This window comes from Streptomyces sp. NRRL F-5122, assembly GCF_001507435.1.
GTDB classification, from domain to species: Bacteria; Actinomycetota; Actinomycetes; order Streptomycetales; family Streptomycetaceae; genus Streptomyces; species Streptomyces lannensis.
In genome coordinates this window covers 40781-59945 of sequence record NZ_LMWH01000244.1, presented here as the reverse complement: position 1 = coordinate 59945, position 19165 = coordinate 40781, and the positions used below count along the sequence as shown (strand labels likewise).

The window sequence follows — 19165 nt, the reverse complement described above, 5'->3', positions numbered from 1 at the left end:
ACCGAACGCACGCGTCCCGTCTCCGGGGCGGACCGAACCGGGAGGACGGGCCCGGCCTGCCCCTGCGCCCGTCGCTTTCCCTGTGATGTGACGTGAGGTTTACGTGGAGATGCGCTGCCGGGATCTTCCGGAGCGCACGTCGGCCGTGCACAGTCAAGAGCCGCCGTGAACGGAACGGTAGCTCCCGTGCCGACGGGCGCCTCCGTGCCTGCCTTGCGACATGTCCGGGCACACTCCACTTCGTGGTCGGGAGTACAGCCGATGGAATCTCACCGCCGCCCGCAGCAGCGCGGGACCGACGTCGAGCCGGACGGCATCGGACGCCGAAGGTTCCTGGGATATGTGGTGGCCGCCTCGACCCTGACCGTGGCGGCCCAGCTGGGTGAGGGCGTCCTGGCTCCCACGGAGGCCGCCGCGGCGGTGCCCTCCCTGCCGGGGCCGGCCGAGATCTACGACCTCAACGACATGCTCACCCATGCCACCCTGCCCACAGCGAACCTGATCACGATTCGGATCGACGCCGACGGCACGGCATCGTTCGCGCTGCCGCGGGCCGAGGTCGGACAGGGCATCACCACCTCCAGTGCCATGCTCATCGCGGAGGAACTGGACCTCCCCGTGGACCGGATCCGGGTGTCGCTCGCCGACGCCCGGCCGGAGCTGCTGTTCAACCAGCTCACCGGCGGGTCGAACACCACGATCTCCACCTTCACACCGATCCGCGTCGCGGCCGCCGTCGCCCGCGGGCGGCTGCTGAAGGCGGCGGCCCTCGAACTGGGCGAGGCGATCGACACCCTGACCGCGAAGGCCGGGGTCATCACCTCCGCGCTGACCGGCAGAAGCCTCGGCTACGGCGAGCTGGCCGCCAAGGCGGCATCGGTGACCACCGGTCAGGTCTCGGTGGCCCTCAAGGAACCGTCGGACTTCAAGGTCATCGGGACCCCGCAGCGACGCCTCGACGCACTCGAAGCGATCACCGGACGCAAGCGGTTCGCGATGGACCTCCAGGTGCCGGGCGCGCTGCCCACGATGGTGTGCCGCCCACCGACCGTCAACGGTACGGTCCGCTCCGTGGCGAACCTGGCGGAGGTACGGGCACTGCCGGGCATCACGGACGTCGTCACGGTCTCCACCGGTGTCGCCGTGCGCGGCCGCACCTTCGGGCAGTGCATCGACGCGGTCCGCGCCCTGGAGGTCGACTGGGGGCCGGGCACCGCGGAGGGCAAGTCCGACGACACCGTGCGCGGCGAGTTGCGCAGGGCCGAACTCCCGCTGCCCGCCCTCGATCTGCTCACCAGGTCCGTCGATGCCCGCTTCACCTTCCACTTCGCCAGCAACAGCGCGCTGGAGACCAACTGCGCGGTGGCCGACGTGCGGAAGGACTCCGCCGAGATCTGGGCCAGCCTGAAATCGCCGATCACCGCGCAGGAGCAGATCGCGCTGGAACTCGGTCTTCCGGTCACCGCGGTCAAGGTCCATGTCACCGAGGGCGGTGGATCCTTCGGGCGCAAGCTGTTCCACGACGCCGCCGCCGAGGCCGCCGAGATCTCCAGGGCCATGGGCAAACCGGTCAAGCTTATGTGGCACCGCACCGACGACTTCCGCCAGGGCCGCACCCACCCCATGTCCACCTCGCGGGTCCGGGCCACCTACGCGCTCGGCCAGGTGCTCACCTACGACCAGCGCCACACGTCCGTGTCCACCGACTTCGGTCATGGCGTGGGCGAGATCATCACCTCCGAGGCCGCAAGGCTGCCCGTCGGCGGCCTCGCCTTCTCGGAGACGATCTTCACTCTCACCCAGCAGACCCCCTACAACTTCGGTGTCGTCACCCAGCTGCTCAGCGAGACCGACCAAGGGTTCAACACCGGTTCCATGCGCAACATCTACTCGCCCAACGTGCGCTGCGCGCAGGAGCTCGTGGTGGACGAGCTGGCGAAACGGCTGGGCAAGGACCCCTACGCCGTACGCCGCGCCTTCCTCAAGGACGCCCGGGCGCGGGCCGTTCTGGACAAGGCCGCCGAAGTGGGAGGCTGGGGACGCAGCATGCCCTCCGGTACGGCACAGGGCATCGCGATCCACCCCGAGTACCACGCGTACGTCGCCGTCCTCGCCGAGATCGACTGCCGACCGCAGACCACCGGCCGGAAGATTCGCGACGCCTACACTGGACCCCGTGTCACCAGGGTCGTCTGCGCGGTGGACGTGGGTCTTGCCGTCAACCCGCGTGGCCTCGAGGCCCAGATGATGGGCGGCATCATGGACGGTATCGCGCTCACGCTCAGTTCCGGCCTGCACCTCGACAACGGGTATTTCCTGGAGGGCAGTTGGGACAACTACTTCTACACCCGTCAGTGGAACACGCCGCCGGAGCTGGAGATCGTCGTCATGCCGCCGACGACGGGGCACCCCGGCGGAGCGGGTGAACTGGCCGTCGCGGGCGCGATGGCAGCCGTGGCCTGCGCCTACGGCCGCGCCACCGGCACGATGCCGACGACCTTCCCGATCAACCACGGCGAACCGCTCGGCTTCGAGCCGCTGCCGACCACGCCGCCCGTCCCCGCGTCGCCCACCGACGGTCTGAGCCGCGCCTTCTAGGAGTCCACGTGCCCCGACACACCTTCATCCTCAACGGCAAACCCGTCACCGTGGACATCGAGGACGACGTGCGACTGCTGTGGGTGCTCCGGGACGTCCTGGGCGTCACCGGGCCGAAGTACGGCTGCGGGCTCGGCGTGTGCCAGGCCTGCACGAGCCATATCAACGGCAAGGCGTTCAACCCCTGTTCGGTGCCGGTGAAGGACATCGGGCCGGACGACGAGATCACCACCATCGAGGGCCTGCCCGCCACCGTCGGCAGGGAGCTGCACCCGATGCAGGAGGCGTGGCTCGAGCACGACGTCGCCCAGTGCGGCTACTGCCAGCCCGGCCAGATCATGGCCGCCGTCGCGAAGGTGCGTCAGGCTCGCGAGGAGGGGCGTGAGATCGGCGAGGCCGAACTCGACGAGATCCGCAACATCTGCCGCTGCGGGACGTATCACCGCATCCGGGAGGCGATCGTGGCCGGGGCGGCGAAGTACTGACGCCAGGAGCGGCGGCCCCCGCCCCGGAGGGGAGGGACGGGGGCCGCTCAGGCGATCAGACGTCTGCCGGGTCCTCGCCCTGCGGTGCGGTCGGCCTCCTCTCGCGCGGGACCCGCGCACGCGAGGCGAGGGGGACTGCGGAGGCGAGCAGTCCGAGCGCCGATGCGGCGATGCCCCAGGCGTAGCCGGGAGACCAGCGCAGCCCCAGGCCGGCATCGAGCGACCAGGGACCCGGGCCGGTGAACGCGAGTACCACCGCCGCGGCGCCGTACCAGAACGGGACCTCGCAGCCGCCCCGTTGGGCCCAGAATCCGTTGACCGACGTCGCCACCGCGGCCACCGTCATCGTGCCGACGACGAGCGCACAGCCCCCGGGCGTCAGCAGGCCCGCCGCGAGCGAGGCGGCGCCCAGGAGCTCCGCCAGTCCGGCCACCAGCACCATCCGGGCACCGGGCACGAACCCCCACTGTTCGAAGATCGCGCCGGTGGCGGCACGTCCCGAACCGCCGAACCAGCCACGCAGCTTCTGGGTCGCGTGCCCGAACAGCAGGGCGGCGAGCAACACGCGCAGCAGCAGCAGTCCGACGCTCATCGCGGTGACCTCCCGTGTCCCGATCCGGTCCGCGCGCGACTCAGCGCCGGTGCGTCGTGGAGCTGCGGTAGTCGGTGTAGGTGTACGGGTTGTCGAGGACCTTCGTCTCGGGGATGTCGGGGTTCATGCCCTTGTGCCACTCCTCCTCGCCGATCGTCGACCGCAGGTGCTCCACGGTCTGCTCGACCTCGTGCCGTACCGCGCCGAGGTCGACGCCGAGCAGGCGGTGTTCATGCTTGACCACCTTCCCGTTGACCACCACGGTGTGGACGTCGCCGCGCTGCGCCTGGAACGCCACGTGGCCATAGGGGTTGAGCAGGGGGAACGAGACCGGGGAGTGGTCGTTCTTCAGCAGGACGACGTCGGCCTTCCTGCCCACCTCGAGACTGCCGAGGTCCTTCTCGCGGCCCAGGGCCCTGGCGCCGCCGAGCGTGGCCCACTCCACCACCTGGTCCGCGCGCAGCGCCGAGTGGGTGACGGTCTCGTTCCTGCCGTGCGCATCCAGATGCTGGCGGGCCCGGTCGGCACCCAGGGTGGTGCGCATGGCGGAGAACAGATCGCCGCTCCACCACACACTGGTGTCCATCGACAGCGAGACGGGGATGCCGTGGGACCGTATCGCCCAGGTGGTCGGGTAGCCCTGCCCGGCGCTCTGCTCGCTCTCCGTGGACACCGAGACCGAGCCGCCCGTCGCGGCGATGCGGTGGTAGGAGTCGGCCGACAGCGTCGAGGCGTGCACATAGACCGTCTCGGGTGTCATGAACCCGTGCTCGTGCATCAGCCGGATGCCGTCGTCGTTGGTGGCGCCCCAGACCCCGGCATGGGTGGTCACGGCCAGGCCCAGTTCGCGCGCTGCCTCGAAGGCCGGCTTCTCGGGGAACTCCGGATCGCCCGTCACATCGAAGGCGAGCTGGAAGCCGAGCATGTCGTCGTCCGTGATGCGACGGCGCACGAAGTCCCGGAACTCCGGCGCCCGGGTCCATTCCGCCGGAGCCTGCTGGATGTTGCCGTAGGCGAGGACGAACCGTCCGGGGACCGACTGGAGCGCGTCGACCGCCGCGTCGGCGTGATCGGCTGTCTGGAGCCCGTGCGACCAGTCCACGACGGTGGTCACACCGGCATCGAGCGCCTCCACGGCGGCCAGCCGGTTCCCGGCGTACACGTCCTCGGGCCGGAAGGCCCTGCCGTGCTCGAGGTAGTACCAGACGAAGTACTGGGTGAGCGTCCAGTCGGCCCCGTAGCCGCGCATCGCCGTCTGCCACATGTGCCGGTGCGTGTCGATCATGCCCGGCATGACGATGCCGCCTTCGGCGTCGATCTCGGCCGTCCCGTCCGGCACGGCGAGCCGCGGGCCGACGGCGGCGATGCGGTCGCCGGCCAGGAGCACGTCGGTGCCGGTGAGCACAGAACGGCCCCGGTCCATGGGAAGCACAGTGCCGTTGCGGAAGACGACGGCCCGTCCCGGCTGGAATTCGAGGGGTTGGCTCATCACTGTCTCCCTTTCGGACGAACGTCCGCATGACGGTCAAGTGTTGTCGAGGATCGTGGGTCCGCGTCAGGGCGATGTCAATACCGGACGCAGGCGAATCCTCGGTGGTCAGAACACCTGCCCTGTGTCCGATGTGCGGACGGCGCGGGTGCCGTGGTGCGCTGCTGTGTGTGCCGAAGCCCACGTGGCTGCATAAAGTGCCTATGTCAGGCTGTCCGCGAGGCGGACGACCGTTGTCATCGGCAGGAGGAGTTCCCATGCCCCGCGAAGGAACCGGGCCCGACTTCATCGAAGCGCTGGCCCGAGGGCTCGAGGTGATCACCGCCTTCGAGCCCCGCCGGCCGGTGATGTCGCTGACGGACATGGCCCAGGCGACGGGGCTGGCGAGGCCCACCGCGCGCCGGATCCTGCTGACCCTGGCCGAGTTGGGATACGTACGGCAGCAGGACGGCGGGTTCGCCCTCACCCCTCGGGTGCTCGACCTGGGCATGGCCTACGTGCGCTCGATGGGGCTGTGGGACGTGGCGAGGCCGCACCTGGAGCGTCTGGTCGAGCGCACGAACGAGTCGTGCTCGATCGCCCAGCTCGACGGCTCGGACATCGTCTACGTCGCCCGGGCCTCCGTACCCAAGATCGTCACGCTCGCCGTGCAGATCGGCACCAGGTTCCCGGCGCTGCAGACATCGTTGGGCAAGGTGCTGCTGGCGGCGCTGCCGCCCGACGAAGTGACCCGGGTCCTCGCCGAGCCGACCCGGTCGGGCCTGGTCCCCGTGTGGCGGCCGGACCGTGCGGAGTGGGAGGCCGAGCTGCGAGAGGTGCGCGCCCGCGGCTGGGCGATGACCGACGAGCAGTTGGCGCGGGGCATCCGGTCGGTGGCCGCACCGCTGCGCGACGGGTCGGGCCGTGTCGTCGCGAGCGTCAACGTCAACGCGCACGCCGCCGAGACCTCGGTGGAGACACTGCTCCACGACCACCTGCCGCTCCTTCTGCAGGCCGCGGGCGAGATCAGCGTGGACTTCGCCCGGCTCGACTCCGCGCCGCACCTGACCCGTCCGACAGGTGTGGCGGTGAAACCTTGACGCCTTGACAGTCCGAGGCCCAGAATCGCAAACTACGGACAGGCGTCCGCTTGGCGGACAGAGAGGCAAGGTCGGTCGATGTCAGAAAGCTCGACGCCCGATCGTCCGTCCGGCGCGGGGCCGCTCTCCGGGGTTCTGGTGGCGGACTTCTCGCGCATCCTGGCCGGTCCGTACGCCACGATGCTGCTCGCCGATCTCGGCGCCGACGTCGTCAAGGTCGAGGGACCGCACGGCGACGACACCCGGTCCTGGATGCCCCCGGTGCGGGGCGAGGTCTCGACCTACTACCTCGGGATCAACCGCGGGAAGCGCTCCGTCGCGCTGGACCTGAGGCAGGAGTCCGACGTCACCATCGCGCGCGAACTCGCCCGCCGCGCGGACGTTGTGATCGAGAACTTCAAACCCGACGGGCTCGCCAAGTACGGTCTGGACTTCGACACGGTGCGCCGCGACAACCCCGGCGTGATCTACACCTCGATCACGGGCTTCGGCTCCGGTGCCGGCCGTCATGTGCCCGGATACGACCTGATGGTGCAGGCCATCTCGGGCCTGATGAGCCTTACGGGCGACCCGGACGGGCCGCCCTACCGGGCCGGGATCTCCGTGTTCGACGTCATGGCGGGCAACCACGCCACGATCGGCATCCTGACGGCGCTGCGCCATCGGGATGCCACCGGCGAGGGCCAGTTGATCGAGGTGAACCTGCTGTCCTCGGCCCTGACCGGTCTGGTCAACCACAGTTCCGCGTACGTCGCGGGCGATACCGTGCCCTACCGGATGGGCAACGCCCACCCCAGCGTGTTCCCCTACGAACCGCTGCCCACGGCCGACAACGACCTCATCGTCACGGCGGCCAACGACGGCCAGTTCCGCAAACTGTGCGAAGTACTGGGCATTCCGGCGATCGCCGACGATCCGCGCTTCGCCCGCAACGCCGACCGCACGGCCAACCGAGAGGAGCTTCGCCCCCTTCTGGTCGAGCAGTTGAGGAAGCGCGGAGCCGAGGAATGGTTCGACCTTCTGGTCGAGGCGGGCGTCCCGAGCGGGCCGATCAACACCATCGACGGCGGCTTCGCCATGGCCGAACGGTTCGGTCTCGAACCGGTCGTCAGCGTGGGGGAGGGGGAGCGCGCCGTACCCACCACCCGGCATCCGATCCGCTTCTCCGCGACACCCGCCACCTATCGGCTGCCACCGCCGCAACTGGACGAGCACGGCGACGAACTGCGCAAGTGGCTGTCCGAACCCGAGGAGCAGGGCCGTGTCTGAGCCGACCGCAGACGCCGCGTACCCCACCGCGCTCGGCGCGTCCGACCTGAAGAACATCACCCTCCTCGGCCATGACCTCGCCGACGACATCATGGGCTCGGTGGGCTTCGGCGAGCTGGCGTTCTGGCTGGCCGTGCAGCGGCGCCCCAGCGCCGGGGAGACGCGCGTATTCGAGGCCGTGCTCGCCGCGCTGGCCGACCACGGGTTCACCCCCACCGCCATCGTCACCCGGCTGACCTACCTGTCCGCGCCGGACTCCGTCCAGGGCGCACTCGCCGCCGGTCTGCTCGGAGGCGGCTCGCGTTTCCTCGGAGTCACCGAGGACACCGGCAGGTTCCTGCACGAGGTGCTGGACTCGCAGGACGGGACACTGCCGGCCGACGAGGCGGGCTGGGACGCGGTGGCCCTGCACACGCTGCGGGAGCGGCGTGCGTCCGGCACGTTGGTTCCCGGACTCGGCCACCATGTGCACAAGGAGGGCGACCCCCGCACGCCCAGGCTGATGCGGATCGCGACGGAGGAAGGCCTGTTCGGCCCGCACCTGTCGCTGTTCGCCGCCATCGGCCGGGTCCATCCGACCGTGCTCGGCAAGACGCTCCCCCTGAACGGAGCCGGAGTCTGCGGCGCCGCCCTCGCCGACCTGGGCCTTCCGCTTCCTCTGCTGCGCGGCTTCGCCCTGCTGGCCCGGACGGCCGGACTGATCGGCCAACTCGCCGAGGAACTCCGCCACCCGGTCGCGCGGGACGTCTTCCTGTCCGTCGACCTCAACAACACCTCAGTCCCGCCGGATCCCTACCTCCCGCAACCGTTCGCCGAAGGCCGGCGCGACGGCTGACCGCGCCACCTACGGGCCGTCGGGCCGTGGACCGTCGTCACCGCACCCGCAACGCCGAAAAGGAGCCGCAATCGTGTACGTCGACGAGGACAACATCACCGACCTCGCCGCCCGGCGCTGGGCGACCGCCCACTCGCCCCGGCAGGCGGAGCTCATGACCGCCCTGATCCGCCATCTGCACGCCTTCGCCCGTGAGGTGCAGCTGACCGAGGACGAGTGGATGGCCGCGATCCAGTGGCTGACCGAAGCCGGCCGGATCAGCGACGACAAGCGCCAGGAACTGATCCTCACCTCCGACGTCCTCGGACTGAGCATGCTCGTCGTGCAGTTGAACAACCGGTTCTCGGAGCAGGCGACGCCCGCAACCGTGCTCGGCCCGTTCCACATCGACGGGTCGCCCGCCGCCCCGTACGGCTTCGACATGTCGGACGGCATCCCAGGAACACCTCTGTTCGTCACCGGCAAGGTCGTCGACGTCGACGGCAAGCCCGTCCCCGCTGCCGTCCTCGACGCATGGCAGGCCGACGCCGACGGCGCCTACGAGGCGCAGATCCCGGAGATCGACGAAGCCCGGCTGCGGGCCAAGTACCAGGCCCGGGAGGACGGCACCTACTGCATCCGCACCATCGCGCCCCGGGGCTACGCCATCCCCATGGACGGACCGGTCGGCGAACTGATCGGCGCGACGGACATCAGCTACTTCCGGCCCGCGCACGTCCACTTCCTCATCGACGAGCCCGGGTACCGCAAGCTCATCACCCACCTGTTCCAGGAGGGCAGCGAGTACCTGGACAGCGACGTGGTCTTCGGCACGAAGGACGCGCTCATCGTGCGGTTCACCGAGAAGCCGGCGGGCACCGCTCCCGACGGCAGCCACATCGAACAGCCGTATCTGCACGCCGAGTACGACTTCGTCCTCCAGCCCGGCTGACGGCGACGGGCGGCACGACCGCGCGCACGCCCCGCCGAACGGGCGAGCAGGCCCGGACGACAGGAAGCCGCCGCCCGACGGGCGACGGCTTCCACCCCCCTCGACCGGACGGGCGGGGTCAGACTCCGCGCGTCCGCGCGGGTTCGAGGACCACCGGAAGCTTCTCGAGTCCCCGGAACGCCGGGAAGGGCACCTTGAGCCACGCCGTCTCCGCGGCGGGATCGGCCAGTTCGATGTTCGGGAACCGCTCGAAGAGCGAGGTCAAAGCGATCCGCATCTCCATACGGGCCAGCGGCGCGCCGAGGCAGTAGTGCGCTCCGCTGCCGAAGCCGAGATGGGCGCTCTGCAGGCCCTTCCGCCTGATGTCGAAGGTGTCCGGCGACTCGAACTTCTCCGGGTCACGGTTGGCGGAGGCCACGGCGACCTGGACGAGCGAACCCTTGGGGATGACGGTGTCCCTGATGGTGATGTCCTCGAGCGCGTGACGGAACGTCGCGTTCTCCACCGAGCCCTCGAAGCGGATGATCTCCTCGATCGCGTTCGGCAGGAGCTCGGGGTCCGCCATGACGTCCCGCAGCTGGTCGCGGTGGGTCAGCAGGTTGTACACGGCGTTGCCGATGAGGTACGCCGTGGTCTTGTGGCCGGCGAAGAGCAGCACCCAGAGGGTCGAGAGCAACTCGCCGTCGTTCATGGCGCCCTGCTCGTCCTGCGTCCGGATCAGATCGCTGAGCAGGTCGTCGGTGGCGTTCTTCCGCTTACGCGCGATGAGTTCGACGAAATAGTCCCGCAAAGCCCCCTCGGCCACCGCGAGTTTCTCTTTGTCCGCCTTGCTGAAACCGGTACGTGCCACCGTCGCACATCGCTTCTGCGCGTCGTCACGCTCCTCCTCGGGAATACCGATGAGTTCGCAGATGACGATGAGCGGCAGCGGAAATGCGAAGGACGACAGCAGATCGATCGGCGCGGATCCGGAACACCGCGACAGCAGTTCGTCGGTGACCTGCTGAATCCGGGGACGCAGGGACTCGATACGGCGCGGGCTGAACGCGCTGTTCACGATGCGCCGCAGCCGGGTGTGCTTGGGCGGGTCCGAGAAGAGCATGTTGTCGTCGAGCGCGACGGACGAGTCCCCGAAAATGGTGTGGTACGCGTCCATGGCCGCGTACATGTCCTTGCTGATGCGCGGATCCGTCAGCGCGGCCTTCGCGTCGTCGTACCGCGTGATCAGATAGGTCTCCACGCCGTGCGGAGGGGACAGCCGGCACACCGGCGCCGTGTCGCGCAGGCACCCGTACACCGGGTAGGGGTCGGCGCGGTACGAGGCCTCGCCACGTGATGCCGCCGCTGCCGCTCTCTCGGTCGCCTCTGTCATGTCCCGTTCGTCGAGCTGAGTCATTCCCACGGCCTTTCTGAATGTTCCCGCTCGCCCACGGGACAGCGGACATATGACGTTCGACCCAGCATTGCCCGGTGCGATATGGACCGTAAACGCCATTCGCCCGATCGCACGACCCCTGCCTGCGGATACGCACCGCACCACCTTTGGCGGGGGCATTTGTGCCGCTGTGCGGGTGATCGCTGAATATCGCTCGGCAGCGCATGGCAAAGAACTAGAAGCGGGCCGGTGACAACGGCCGTCTCAATCGCAGACGCTGACTCCGGAGGAGAACACGCGATGAACGATCGCGGCAACGACTACGTGCCAGTCCTGGTCGTGGGGGGCTCACTCGTGGGCCTCTCCGCATCCGTTTTCCTCGGCAGACTCGGGGTGCAGCACCGCGTCGTCGAGCGCCATACGGCCACTTCGGCACATCCCCGGGGCCGGGGCAACAACATGCGCACGATGGAGCTGTTCCGCACCGCGGGCCTCGAGCCCGCGATCCGGCAGGCCGCGGCGACGCTGTCGAGGAACCACGGCATCCTCCAGGTGGACACCCTGAACAGCGGCAACCGCCGCTGGCTGTCCGCACGGCTGACCGGCAGGCCGCCGGAGGACGGCGTGTGCTCGACCCTCCGGTGCGCGTGCAGCCAGAACGACCTGGAGCCGGTACTGCTCCAGGGCGCCCGCAGCCTCGGCGGAGACGTGCGCTTCAGCACCGAGCTGCTGTCCTTCACCCAGGACGACGACGGGGTGAACGCCGTCCTGCAGGCCCGGGACTCCGGTGAGACCCACACCGTGCGTGCCGACTACCTCCTCGCCGCCGACGGTCCCCGCAGCCCCGTGCGCCAGCGACTCGGCATCGAGCACTCCGGTTCGGGAGACCTGTTCCACAACGTCAGCGTCACCTTCCGCAGCAAGCTCCTTCGCGAGGTGGCGGGCGACGAGCACTTCGTCGTCTGCTACGTCACCGAGCCCTCGGGTGACGGCGTGCTGCTGCCCGTGGACAACGAGGAGCAGTGGGTCTTCCACGTCCCGTGGTTCCCCGAGCGCGGGCAGACGCTCGAATACTTCACCGACAACCGCATCACCGAGCACATCCGGGCGGCGGTCGGAGTGCGCGATCTGGACGTCGAGATCACCGGAAAGGCCCCCTGGCACGCGGCGGACCGGGTGGCGAACAGCTACCGGGACGGGCGGGTGTTCCTCATGGGCGACTCGGTGCACGAGATGCCTCCCACCGGCGCGTTCGGCTCCAACACCGGTATCCAGGACGCGCACAACCTCGCCTGGAAGATCGCGGCGGTGCTGCGCGGCTGGGCGGACCCCAAGCTGCTGGACAGCTACGAGGCCGAGCGCCGCCCCGTGGCGCAGGCCACAAGCGCACGCGCGACGCTGCAGGCGGCCCGTGAGCAGCACCCCGGTTACACCGCCAGGACGGCGACCAGCAACTCGACGGATCTGATGACGGTGGCGCTCGGCTACCGCTACGCCTCCGCGGCGGTCGTCGGCGCCAAGGCGGAGGAGCCCATCATCCCGGACGAACTGTCGCTGTGCGCGGACCCCGGGACGCGTGCACCCCATCTGTGGGTCACCCGCCAGGGTGTCACCCTGTCGACCGTCGACATGTACGAGCGCTCCTTCGTCCTGCTCGGCGGGAACGCGGCCTGGCGCACAGCCGGCGAGAACGTGGCCGCCAAACTCAACGTGCCGCTGGAGTCCTGCACGATCGGCGCGGGCGAGGAGTTCGACCTGGACACCGGGGACGGCCCGGACTGGGCGTCGGCGCACGGTACGACCCCCGCGGGCGCGGTGCTCGTGCGGCCTGACGGCTTCGTGGCCTGGCGGGCCGAGGGCGAGCCGCGGGACAAGGAAAAGGAACTGGCCGAGGCGCTCCTTCAGATCCTGGGGCGCTGACCGAACAACGCCCGGGAACCCCGATTCCTCCGGTGCGACCACAGAAATGGGGCCTGTCCATGACTTCACTGCAGACGGCCGACGGCGCGGCTCAGGCCGCCGGCGCCGGGCAGGGTGGGTCGGCGGAGGGTGATGCGCGCCGCGCACGGGTGGACGTCCACCACCACTACACCGCGCCGGAGTGGATCGACTGGGCGGAGAAGCAGGACATCGTCGATCGCAAGCACCTGCCGCCCTGGACGCAGTGGGACGTCGACCGGGCTCTGACGTTGATGGACGGGGCGGGAATCCGGACCAGTGTGTTCACCGTCGCGATGCTCGGGCGCCTGCAGGACCCGAAGCTGCGCAAGGAGAGCGCTCGTATCGCCCTGCAAGCCGCCGGAGACCTGGCCGACAGCCACGCAGGCCGCTTCGCGTTCTACACCCCCGTCTTCCTCGACAGCCCCGAACTCTCGACGTGGTCGCTCGGCTACGGGATGGACGACCGAGGGGCCGTCGGGGTCAGCGTGCGGACCAGTATGAAGGGCCTGTACCTCGGGCATCCGTCCCAGGACAGGATCATGGCGGAGCTGAACGAGCGCTCCGCCGTGGTCAGTACGCACCCCATGGAGGTCCCCGGCGGGGACGGGGACCTGCCGGGCGTCCCGCCGTACCTGTGCGACTTCCTGATGGACACGACGCGTGCCGGGATCAGCCTCATCATGAACGGGACCCTGGACCGCTTCCCGAACATCACCTTCATCCTGCCGCACGGAGGCGGCTTCCTCCCGTACATCGCGAGCCGGCTCGAGGTGTTCGGGGGTCATCTGACACCGAAGGTGGAAGCCGCCCGCGTGCGCGACCATCTGCATCGCTTCTACTACGACACGGCAGGTCCCATGTCGCCGTCGGCGACGCCGAGTCTGCTGTCCGTCGTGGGCTCCTCGCGGATCCTCTACGGCAGTGACTGGCCTCCCACCCCGGCCCACCTGGTGACGGGCGTCACCGCACCCGCGCTCGACAACGACCCCGCCCTGGACGAGGAACAGCGTCGCAGCATCAACCGCGACAACGCCCAGCGCCTGCTGCCCGCACTCGCCGGAGACCGGCAGCACGTCTGACACCGCACGCCGGGCGTCTGCGGATCGCATCGCGCGGACGCCGGGCGGCAGTTCGTCGGCGCTCAGGACCGCAGGAAGTCGGCGAGGCCCTCCAGCAGTCGGTCGACGTCGGTGGAGTCGTTGTACGGCGCGAGGCCGACCCGGAGCCCGCCGGTGTCCCCGAGGCCCAGCCGGCGGGATGCCTCGAGAGCGTAGAAGGACCCGGAGGGCGCGCTGACACTGCGTTCGGCCAGGAAGCGGTAGGCGTCCACCGTGCTGCGGTCCTCGAAGGTCATCAGCAGGGTCGGAGTACGGTCGGCTGCCCGTGAGTGCACGGTGACCTGCCCGAGCTGGGACAGTCCCTTGTCGAGCTGCGCCCTCAATGTCGCCTCGTGTGCCTCGAGTTGTGCGAAGGACGATGTCAGGCGTGCGCGCCGGGTGCCGGCGGCGTCGGGGTCGAGCCCGGCGAGGAAGTCCACCGCGGCACGGGTGCCGGCGAGCAACTCATAGGGCAGCGTGCCCAGTTCGAAGCGCTCCGGCACGGTGTCGGCGGAGGGCAGCAGCTTGTCCGGGTGCAGGGTCTCCAGCAACTCCGGACCGGCGGCGAGGACGCCGAGGTGGGGACCGAGGAACTTGTACGGCGAGCAGACGAAGAAGTCGGCACCGAGCTGTTCGAGGTCCACCAGCGAGTGTGCGGCGTGGTGCACGCCGTCGACGTGGAGCAGGGCCCCGGCCTCGTGCACCAGACGGGAGACGGCGGGGATCTGGGGACGGGTGCCGATGAGGTTGGAGGCCGCGGTGAGGGCGACCAGCCGCGTGCGCTCCGACAGGACGGCGCGGATGTCTTCGACGGTCAGTTCACCGGTCGTGGGGTCGAAGTCGGCCCAGCGGACGACGGCTCCGGCCCGCTCCGCGGCCTGGACCCAGGGACGGATGTTGGAGTCGTGGTCGAGGCGGGTGACGACGACCTCGTCCCCGGGCTGCCACCCCTTGGCGAGGCTGCGCGAGAGGTCGTAGGTCAGCTGGGTGGCGCTGCGCCCGAAGACGATCCCGGACGCTTCCGCGCCGAGCAGGTCCGCCATGGCGCGGCGGGACTCCGTGACGAGGGTCTCCGCGTTGCGCTCTCCGGCGGTTCCGTGCCCACGGTTCGACAGGGGCCGGGCGAGTGCGTCGGTGATGGCCTGGATGACGGGCTGAGGGGTCTGGGTGCCCCCGGGACCGTCGAAGTGGGCGGTGCCGGGGGCCAGGGCGGGGAACTGCGCGCGGATGCCGGTGATGTCGTAGCGCACGGAGGGCTCCTGTCCAGGGCTGGAAGAGACATGGCTGTGCGGGCGGCGTCCCGTGCGGAGCCGCTGCGCACATGGCATGAAGGTAGCCCAGGAGGCCGGTGGCACAGGGGGCCGGTGGCCGGGCGCCGCGATCGCCGGGCGGGAGGGCGCGCCGTGAAAGAACCCCCGATGCGGGCGACCCGGTCTCAACAGGTGGGTGCACCGACCTCCGTGCCCGTCATCCGCCCCACGAGATCCAGCCAGGTGGCCCGGATACGGTCGGCGGGAATCCCGCGGTCGCGCATCAGACGGTCCCACAGATCGATGTCGGCGAAGGCGAGCAGGGCGAAGGCGAGCATCTCGGGGTCCCCGCCGCCGCCCGCCTCCCGCAGCAGCGCCGTGACATGGCCGTGGAAGGCGTGGTGGATCCGGGAGGCGCTACGGCGCTCGCAGTCCACGTGGCGTACCAGCGCCATGCCCCGGTCCGAGGTGCATGTGGCGCGGTCGAGCAGGGCGCAGCCGAAGGCCGCCAGCCGGTCGGCCGCGGACACTCCCGGTCCCAGCGGGGGAGGGCCCGAGGTGTAGGCCTCCTGGAACGCCTCCTCGGCCTCGTCCAGGAGGGCGAGCAGCAGTCCGTCCCGATCACCGAACCGCCGGAAGAGTGTGCCCTTTCCGACGCCGGCCGCCTCCGCGACCGCCTGCATCGTCACCTGCCCGGCGCCGCGTTCGGCCACCAGCCGTGCAGCCGCCTCCAGCAGCCGGGCCCGATTGCGTGCCGCATCGGCCCGCTCGGTCGCCGGACCCTGTGACGGGACGGTCATCGTCCGCTCTCCGGGACCAGTCTCACGTACACCGCGGCGTCCTCGATCCGTACCGGGTACACCGGGACGGCAATCCGCGCGGGCGGGTCGAGGGGCTTGCCGGTCCGCAGATCGAAGCGCGAGGCGTGCAGCCAGCATTCGATCGTGCAGCCGTCGACCTCGCCCTCGGAGAGCGCGACCGCGCTGTGCGAGCACACGTCGTGGATCGCGAAGACCTCCTCCTCGGCATGGACGAGGGCGAAGGGAACGCCGTCCACCTCGAACCGCCGGGGGACGCCGTCCTCCAACTCGTCGAACGGGCAGACGTATGTGTAACCGCTGTTGGGCATGAGTCACCTCGGCCGGGCGATGGCAGTTGATTCGCGACATCCCGTTCACAGGGGTGCATCGAGCGGAATCCCGGCCCGGAGCGGCACATGTGATCGTTGGGCTGGGTCGACCCTAGCGACCCGGTCCGGGTCCGGCCTCCGCCCCGGGTCGCGGCCTGCCTCGGTAGTTCGGCCTACGTCCGGTGGCGGCGGCCGGGCCGATGCGGTGTGCGGGCGGCCGGGCGTACCCGGTATCCGCCCTTACAGCACCTTGCGCTGGACGAGTGCCGCGAGGACGAGTGCGCCCGGCAGCAGGGGCAGCCAGACCGTCAGGACGCGATAGCCGATGACGGTGGTCGTGGCCAGGCCCATCGGTGTGCCGTAGGCGACCAGAGTGAACACCATCGCCGCGTCCACGGGCCCGATTCCGCCGGGTGCGGGCACGGCCCCGACCGCGGTGCTGGCGGCGAGGAAGGCGAAGACCACCTGCGCCCAGGACAGCGTCATCCCGAGCGACGTCCCGAGTGCGGCGATCACGGTCGCCTGGAACACCGGTGCGGCGGCCGACCCGCCCCACAGGGCCAGGACCCGGCTGGGCATGGTGTGCAGCAGTCGCGCGTCGGTCAGGGCGGTCTGCACGAGGCCGAGTGCCGGGCGGCGCAACTGCCGTACGACCGTCAGAAGCACGGCGGCGACGACGAGCACGATCGCGGTGACCCCCACGGCGAGCAGCACCATCCGTCCGTCCGGGACGAGTTCACCGAGCCTGAGCATCTCCGGGAAGGCCACGAGGAAGACCAGCAGCACCAGTGTCTTCGCGATCGGCTTGACCAGCGAGTACAGGGCGAGTGAAGCGGTGGCCCTGGTGAGGGGTATGCCACGGCCCTGAAGGAAGCGCAGGGTGACGGCATGGGCCCCGATGCTCGCAGGCAGTACGTGGTTGGCGGCGCCCGCGGCGAACTGCGAGGCGAGCAGCAGCCCCGGCGGAAGACGTTCGGGCAAGGCGCCCTGGCGGACGACCGCGGCGGTCACCCAGCCGAGGCAGGTGAAGACCACCGCGACCAGCAGCCACCATGGGTCGGCGGAGGCGAGCCGGGCCGCGCCGTCGCGCACCGCACGCCAGTCGGTCGCCGCCCACGCGCCGATCAGCAGGAGCGGGAGCAGACTCAGGGCCCGGCGGGCGAGGCGACCGACCGAGGGGGAGCGGAGGGGGCCCGGGAGCGGTCCGGGGACTTCTTCGAGCGGCAGCAGGGACACGGCGCACGTCGTCCTTCCGCGTCGCACCGGCGTGATGCGCGGCGGACGGATACAAGGCGAGGCATGGGGACGGCGGAAACCTTCCCTGCGGGCGTGACCGCACGGTGTCCATCAGTCGACGCAGCGTGGGCAGCCGGGCGACGTCGAGCGGCGGCTATCGCAGGTTCCGGTGCGATACGGCGGGGCGCCGGACGGGCGGGCCGGCCGCGGGCGGCGCCGCGTGGCTGGCCGTGACCGCCTTGCGCTGAACCACGACGAGCGCGGCGTCGTCGCCGAACGTGCCACCGCAGAAGTCGAGGATGTCGCGGCGGACATGGTCGACGAGTCCGGCCGGAGTGCCCGTGTCCGTACAGGCGGCGACGCGGTCGGTGAGAGGGTAGAAGCCGTCGCCCCCGTCACGGGCTTCGGAGACGCCGTCGGTGTAGAGCACGAGCATGTCCCCGGGGCGGAAGGCGAAGGTGTCGACGGCGCCGTGCGGTGCCCGGGGGAGACACATGCCGATCGGGATCGAGTACCGCCGGGGGGCCAGTACGGTGACCTGCGTGTCGCGCAGCCGCAGCGGCGGCGGGTGCCCGCAGTTGAGGATGTGCACCTCGGGCGCGTCGTCCGGGATGTCGATCAGCACGGCCGTGATGAAGGACTCCTCCGCGTCCGTGCCCTCCTTGACAGGCTGGGACAGACTCCAGCACACCGTCGCCTCGAGTTCGCTCCGCAGGTCGGTGAGGGCCGGCTCGCGATGTGCCGCGGTCCGGAACGCGCCCAGTACGAGAGCCGCGTCCTCGATGGCGGGCAGGCCTTTGCCTCGGACGTCTCCGATGAGCAGGCGCGTGCCGCGCCGGGTGGCCACGGCCGCGTACAGATCACCGCCGATGCGGGCCTGGTCCGTGGCCGCCGCGTAGGCGCTGGCGATGCGCAGAGTGCCCATCCGCTCGGGCAACGGCTGCAGCACGACCTGCTGTGCGGCCTCCGCCACCGACCGCACCTGTCTCAGTTCCGCGGTGTGCCGTTCCCGTAGCCGGCAGAAGATCACGGTGAACGCGCTGATCACGACCAGGGCGATGAGCTGGCTCTCGTGGTTCGAGGTGAAGACGCTGGTGCGTATCGCGGAGAGCAGCACGAGAGCCACGATCGAGAGGGCGCCGATGGCCGCCGTGAGCCTGGAACCGCCGAACGACGCGGTGAGCGCCGGTGCGACCACCAGCAGCGGCCCGAGGTGAATGTTCTGCGGCGCAAGGATGTCCGCGACCGTGATCGCCACGATCAGGGCGAGCGGAATCACCACGAGGCCTCGGTACGACGTCCAGGCCCAGCCGCCACCCTTGTGACGCTGCGATCGCATACTTCATGGATACACCCGGTCGCGGCCAAGTGGCATGTGGCTCACTCGGGGTCGGAGGGTGGAGCGAGCGGTCCGTGGTGCCGCAGGAGGGCGTAGCCGACGCCGATGCCCACCGCCAGCGGCCACTCGAGGGCACCGACCACCGCGAGCGCGCCGAGGCCGGCATACAGCGGCAGGCCGCCCTTGGCGGGGAGAACGCGGCGCACGGCGGTGACGGGAAGGGTGGCGACCTGCTGCACGGCCCGGGTGGCCGTCTCGCCGAGCGGCGGGACGGTGAGAGTGAGGCTGCGCCCCCCGTGTGAAGCGCCGGGGCTTGTCTTCGGCGACGTCGGCCGCGGCCCCGCGGCGGGCCGCTGCGGCGTCTTCGCCCTGGGTGCGGGGCGTGAGGTGCTCTTGCTCCGCGTGGCCGGGCTCTTGCTGCGAGTTGCCGGGCTCTTGCTGCGTGCGGACGGGCGCTTCTCGACGGTCTTCGGCGTGGTCACGGTTCACATCCGTTCGTGGGTCCGGGACTTCGCCCCCC

The 19165-nt window shown here is 70.3% G+C and carries 17 protein-coding genes; 8 read left to right on the top strand and 9 right to left on the bottom strand.

Annotated elements, in window-relative coordinates; translation table 11 throughout:
• The first annotated feature begins 261 nt into the window (after positions 1-261).
• Both ADL25_RS29365 and ADL25_RS29360 read left to right on the top strand, forming a co-directional pair.
• A complete protein-coding gene (locus tag ADL25_RS29365; protein ID WP_059130881.1) occupies positions 262-2598 on the top strand; it encodes a molybdopterin cofactor-binding domain-containing protein in 2337 nt (778 codons plus the stop codon).
• A gap of 8 nt (positions 2599-2606) precedes the next feature.
• Positions 2607-3083, top strand: coding sequence for a (2Fe-2S)-binding protein (locus tag ADL25_RS29360; protein ID WP_059130880.1), 477 nt, complete (start codon positions 2607-2609; stop codon positions 3081-3083).
• A gap of 55 nt (positions 3084-3138) precedes the next feature.
• Here ADL25_RS29360 and ADL25_RS29355 read toward each other — a convergent pair whose 3' ends face one another.
• Both ADL25_RS29355 and ADL25_RS29350 read right to left on the bottom strand, forming a co-directional pair.
• The gene (locus ADL25_RS29355) at positions 3139-3675 is read right to left on the bottom strand and encodes a DoxX family protein (protein WP_059130879.1); all 537 of its coding nucleotides are present in this window, start codon (positions 3673-3675) and stop codon (positions 3139-3141) included.
• A 40-nt stretch (positions 3676-3715) separates the two neighbouring features.
• A complete protein-coding gene (locus ADL25_RS29350; protein ID WP_059130878.1) occupies positions 3716-5164 on the bottom strand; it encodes an amidohydrolase family protein in 1449 nt (482 codons plus the stop codon).
• Between the two features lie 257 nt (positions 5165-5421).
• On the opposite strand from ADL25_RS29350, the gene ADL25_RS29345 reads away from it, so the two are divergent.
• The 4 genes from ADL25_RS29345 (at position 5422) to ADL25_RS29330 (ending at position 9278) form a co-directional block, all read left to right on the top strand.
• A complete protein-coding gene (locus ADL25_RS29345; RefSeq protein ID WP_059130877.1) occupies positions 5422-6243 on the top strand; it encodes an IclR family transcriptional regulator domain-containing protein in 822 nt (273 codons plus the stop codon).
• Between the two features lie 78 nt (positions 6244-6321).
• Positions 6322-7512: a CaiB/BaiF CoA transferase family protein gene (locus ADL25_RS29340; RefSeq protein WP_059130876.1), complete on the top strand. Its 1191-nt coding sequence runs from the start codon at positions 6322-6324 to the stop codon at positions 7510-7512.
• Positions 7505-8347 (top strand): citryl-CoA lyase, encoded by an 843-nt coding sequence (locus ADL25_RS29335; RefSeq protein ID WP_059130875.1) that lies wholly within the window; start codon positions 7505-7507, stop codon positions 8345-8347. The genes ADL25_RS29340 and ADL25_RS29335 overlap by 8 nt, the downstream gene beginning before the upstream one ends.
• A 73-nt stretch (positions 8348-8420) precedes the next feature.
• Entirely contained in the window at positions 8421-9278 is an 858-nt protein-coding gene (locus tag ADL25_RS29330; protein WP_059130874.1) for a dioxygenase, read from the top strand.
• A 118-nt stretch (positions 9279-9396) separates the two neighbouring features.
• On the opposite strand, the gene ADL25_RS29325 is transcribed toward ADL25_RS29330, so the two are convergent.
• On the bottom strand, positions 9397-10650 hold the full coding sequence (locus ADL25_RS29325) for a cytochrome P450 family protein (RefSeq protein ID WP_059130898.1): 1254 nt from the start codon (positions 10648-10650) through the stop codon (positions 9397-9399).
• Positions 10651-10953: 303 nt separating this feature from the next.
• Between ADL25_RS29325 and ADL25_RS29320 the strand changes: the two genes are divergently transcribed.
• On the top strand, positions 10954-12573 hold the full coding sequence (locus tag ADL25_RS29320) for an FAD-dependent oxidoreductase (RefSeq protein ID WP_059130873.1): 1620 nt from the start codon (positions 10954-10956) through the stop codon (positions 12571-12573).
• 59 nt (positions 12574-12632) lie between these two features.
• Positions 12633-13673, top strand: a complete 1041-nt coding sequence (locus ADL25_RS29315; protein WP_079050642.1) for an amidohydrolase family protein — start codon at positions 12633-12635, stop codon at positions 13671-13673.
• A 62-nt stretch (positions 13674-13735) separates the two neighbouring features.
• On the opposite strand, the gene ADL25_RS29310 is transcribed toward ADL25_RS29315, so the two are convergent.
• The 6 genes from ADL25_RS29310 to ADL25_RS49205 all read right to left on the bottom strand — a co-directional run bounded on the left by ADL25_RS29310 (position 13736) and on the right by ADL25_RS49205 (position 19127).
• On the bottom strand, positions 13736-14941 hold the full coding sequence (locus ADL25_RS29310) for a cysteine desulfurase-like protein (RefSeq protein ID WP_059130872.1): 1206 nt from the start codon (positions 14939-14941) through the stop codon (positions 13736-13738).
• Positions 14942-15126: 185 nt separating this feature from the next.
• Positions 15127-15741, bottom strand: coding sequence for a TetR/AcrR family transcriptional regulator (locus tag ADL25_RS29305; protein ID WP_059130871.1), 615 nt, complete (start codon positions 15739-15741; stop codon positions 15127-15129).
• The gene (locus ADL25_RS29300; protein WP_059130870.1) at positions 15738-16070 is read right to left on the bottom strand and encodes a non-heme iron oxygenase ferredoxin subunit; all 333 of its coding nucleotides are present in this window, start codon (positions 16068-16070) and stop codon (positions 15738-15740) included. Before ADL25_RS29300 ends, ADL25_RS29305 begins: the two co-directional genes overlap by 4 nt.
• A gap of 240 nt (positions 16071-16310) precedes the next feature.
• Positions 16311-17306, bottom strand: coding sequence for a lysylphosphatidylglycerol synthase transmembrane domain-containing protein (locus ADL25_RS29295; RefSeq protein WP_059130869.1), 996 nt, complete (start codon positions 17304-17306; stop codon positions 16311-16313).
• A gap of 154 nt (positions 17307-17460) precedes the next feature.
• Positions 17461-18645, bottom strand: coding sequence for a PP2C family protein-serine/threonine phosphatase (locus tag ADL25_RS29290; protein WP_063805767.1), 1185 nt, complete (start codon positions 18643-18645; stop codon positions 17461-17463).
• Between the two features lie 41 nt (positions 18646-18686).
• Complete coding sequence (locus tag ADL25_RS49205; RefSeq protein WP_147317834.1) at positions 18687-19127, bottom strand: hypothetical protein; 441 nt, start codon at positions 19125-19127, stop codon at positions 18687-18689.
• Positions 19128-19165 lie beyond the last annotated feature (38 nt).